The following is a 3,163-nucleotide window of genomic DNA, read 5'->3' on the forward strand; positions in this document are numbered from 1 at the left end:
CCCTTATAAAGCGCGGCGAATGCCGCCAGAAAAAACACAGGAGTCTACCCAGATGAAAGGTTCACCCTCGTTGTTGTTGGCCGCCATGCTGAGTCTGCCAGTCCTGGCGCACGCTGCAGAACCGGCACAATGCCAGACCGTCAACTTCTCCGATGTCGGCTGGACAGACATCACCGTCACCACCGCGACCACCAGCGAAATCCTCAAGGGCCTGGGCTACAAGCCGCGCACCACGATGATTTCGGTGCCAGTGACCTACAAATCCCTGGCCGACGGCAAGAACATGGACATCTTCCTCGGCAACTGGATGCCGACCATGGAAAACGACATCAAGCAGTACCGCGATGCCGGCACCGTGGAAACCGTGCGCGCCAACCTGGAAAACGCCAAGTACACCCTGGCAGTGCCCGAAGAGCTGTACAACAAGGGCCTGAAAGACTTCGCCGATATCGCCAAATTCAAGGATGAGCTGGGCGGCAAGATCTACGGGATCGAGCCGGGTAACGACGGCAACCGCACCATCCAGACCGTCATCGACAAGAACCAGTTCGGTTTGAAAGATGCGGGCTTCAAGGTCGTGGAATCCAGCGAAGCCGGGATGCTGTCGCAGGTTGAACGGGCCACCAAGCGCGGCCAGGCCATCGTGTTCCTCGGCTGGGAACCGCACCCGATGAACACCCGTTTCAAGATCAAGTACCTGACCGGTGGTGACGACTCGTTCGGCCCCAACTACGGCCAGGCGACTATCTACACCAATACCCGCAAGGGCTACACCCAGGAATGCAGCAACGTCGGTCAGTTGCTGAAGAACCTGTCGTTCACCCTGAACATGGAAAGCTCGCTGATGGGCAACGTCCTGGACGACAAGATGAAGCCCGATGCCGCCGCCAAGGCTTGGCTGCAGAAGAACCCGCAAGTGCTCGACACCTGGCTCGCGGGTGTCACCACCGTTGATGGCAAACCTGGACTGGACGCCGTGAAAGCCTACCTCGCCAAATAACACTGCTGACCCCGGGGCGGTGCGCTGCCCCGGGATGTTTTCCCTCTTCGCATGTGGACATTCACTACCATGCTGACTGAACAGAAAATCCCACTAGGCCAGTACATCGCTGCCTTCGTCGAATGGTTGACCAAACATGGTGCCAACTACTTCGACGCTATCGCATCGACCCTGGAAACGATGATCCACGGCGTGACGTTTGCGCTGACCTGGTTCAATCCGCTGGCATTGATCGGTCTGATTGCGCTGCTCGCTCACTTTATCCAACGCAAATGGGGCCTGACCGTTTTTGTCATCGCCTCCTTCCTGCTGATCCTCAACCTGGGGTACTGGCAGGAAACCATGGAAACCCTCGCCCAGGTACTGTTCGCCACCCTGGTCTGCGTGGTCATCGGTGTGCCGCTGGGCATTGTTGCCGCGCACAAACCGCTGTTCTACACCATGATGCGGCCGGTGCTCGATCTGATGCAGACCGTACCGACCTTCGTCTACCTCATCCCTACCCTGACCCTCTTCGGGCTGGGTGTGGTGCCCGGCTTGATCTCCACGGTGGTGTTCGCGATTGCCGCGCCGATCCGCCTGACTTACCTGGGTATCCGCGATGTACCGCAAGAGTTGATGGACGCCGGCAAGGCCTTTGGCTGCTCGCGCCGTCAGTTGCTCTCGCGCATTGAACTGCCCCACGCCATGCCGAGCATTGCCGCCGGCATTACCCAATGCATCATGCTGTCGCTGTCGATGGTAGTGATCGCCGCGCTTGTTGGCGCCGATGGCCTCGGCAAGCCGGTGGTCAACGCACTGAACACCGCCGACATTGCCCTGGGCTTTGAAGCCGGCCTGGCAATCGTGTTGCTGGCCATCATGCTCGACCGCATCTGCAAACAACCCGACGCCAAAGTAGGGGGTGATGCATGAGCATTATCCGATTCGACCAAGTCGACGTGATCTTTTCCAAAGACCCACGCGAAGCGCTCAAGCTGCTGGACCAGGGCATGAGCCGTAACGAGATCCTGAAAAAAACCGGGCAGATTGTCGGCGTTGAAAAAGCCAGCCTGGACATCGAAAAAGGCGAGATCTGCGTGCTGATGGGCCTGTCGGGCTCTGGCAAATCGAGCTTGCTGCGCTGCATCAACGGCCTCAACACCGTGAGCCGTGGCCAGCTGTTCGTGGAGCATGAAGGGCGCCAGATCGACATCGCGTCCTGCACGCCCGCCGAGTTGAAAATGATGCGCACCAAGCGCATCGCCATGGTGTTCCAGAAGTTCGCCCTGATGCCTTGGCTGACGGTGCGCGAAAACATCAGTTTCGGCCTGGAGATGCAAGGTCGCCCGGAGAAAGATCGACGCAAGCTGGTCGACGACAAGCTCGAACTGGTGGGCCTGAGCCAATGGCGCAACAAGAAGCCGGACGAGCTGTCCGGTGGCATGCAACAGCGCGTCGGCCTGGCCCGCGCACTGGCGATGGACGCCGATATCTTGCTGATGGACGAACCGTTCTCCGCCCTCGACCCGTTGATTCGCCAGGGCCTGCAAGATGAACTGCTCGAACTGCAACGCAAGCTGAGCAAGACCATCGTGTTCGTCAGCCACGACCTGGATGAGGCGCTCAAACTGGGCAGCCGTATTGCGATCATGAAAGACGGCAAGATCATCCAGTACAGCGTGCCGGAAGAGATCGTGCTGAACCCCGCAGATGACTATGTGCGCACCTTCGTCGCCCATACCAACCCGCTGAACGTGCTGTGCGGCCGCAGCCTGATGCGCACCCTGGACAACTGCAAGCGTATCAACGGTTCGGTGTGCCTGGACCCGGGCGGCGATTCCTGGCTGGACCTGGCCGAGGGCAACACCATCAAGGGTGCACGCCAGAATGGCGCGGTGATGAACCTGCAGAACTGGGCACCGGGGCAAGCGGTGGAAGGTTTGGGCCGGGTACCGACACTGGTGGACTCGAATATCGGCATGCGCGATGCACTGCAGATTCGTTACCAGACGGGGAACAAGCTGGTGTTGCATGACAACAACCAGGTGGTGGGGATTCTGGGGGATAGCGAGCTGTACCACGCACTGCTCGGCAAAAACCTGGGCTAAGGCATACCCCAAGAACAACTGAAGGAACTGGGTCAATGTGGGAGCTGGCTTGCCTGCGATAGCTGTAGTGAAT

The 3,163-nt window shown here is 59.2% G+C and carries 3 protein-coding genes; all 3 read left to right on the forward strand.

The annotated features are described in order from the left end of the window. Positions 1–52 precede the first annotated feature (52 nt). Entirely contained in the window at positions 53–1,000 is a 948-nt protein-coding gene (locus ACRESD_RS22270; protein ID WP_431752882.1) for a choline ABC transporter substrate-binding protein, read from the forward strand. Between the two features lie 69 nt (positions 1,001–1,069). After that, the gene (choW, locus tag ACRESD_RS22275) at positions 1,070–1,915 is read left to right on the forward strand and encodes a choline ABC transporter permease subunit (RefSeq protein ID WP_017139374.1); all 846 of its coding nucleotides are present in this window, start codon (positions 1,070–1,072) and stop codon (positions 1,913–1,915) included. Further along, positions 1,912–3,090: a choline ABC transporter ATP-binding protein gene (gene choV / locus ACRESD_RS22280; protein WP_431752883.1), complete on the forward strand. Its 1,179-nt coding sequence runs from the start codon at positions 1,912–1,914 to the stop codon at positions 3,088–3,090. Before choW ends, choV begins: the two co-directional genes overlap by 4 nt. The last annotated feature ends 73 nt before the right edge of the window (positions 3,091–3,163 follow it).

The organism is Pseudomonas sp. (assembly GCF_050739995.1).
Classification (GTDB): Bacteria; Pseudomonadota; Gammaproteobacteria; order Pseudomonadales; family Pseudomonadaceae; genus Aquipseudomonas.

What these genes read in the sequence shown, in the direction of transcription:
- ACRESD_RS22270 (WP_431752882.1), top strand. Translation starts at nt 53, where the DNA reads ATGAAAGGTTCACCCTCGTTGTTGTTGGCCGCCATGCTGAGTCTGCCA.
- choW (WP_017139374.1), top strand. Translation starts at nt 1,070, where the DNA reads ATGCTGACTGAACAGAAAATCCCACTAGGCCAGTACATCGCTGCCTTC.
- choV (WP_431752883.1), top strand. Translation starts at nt 1,912, where the DNA reads ATGAGCATTATCCGATTCGACCAAGTCGACGTGATCTTTTCCAAAGAC.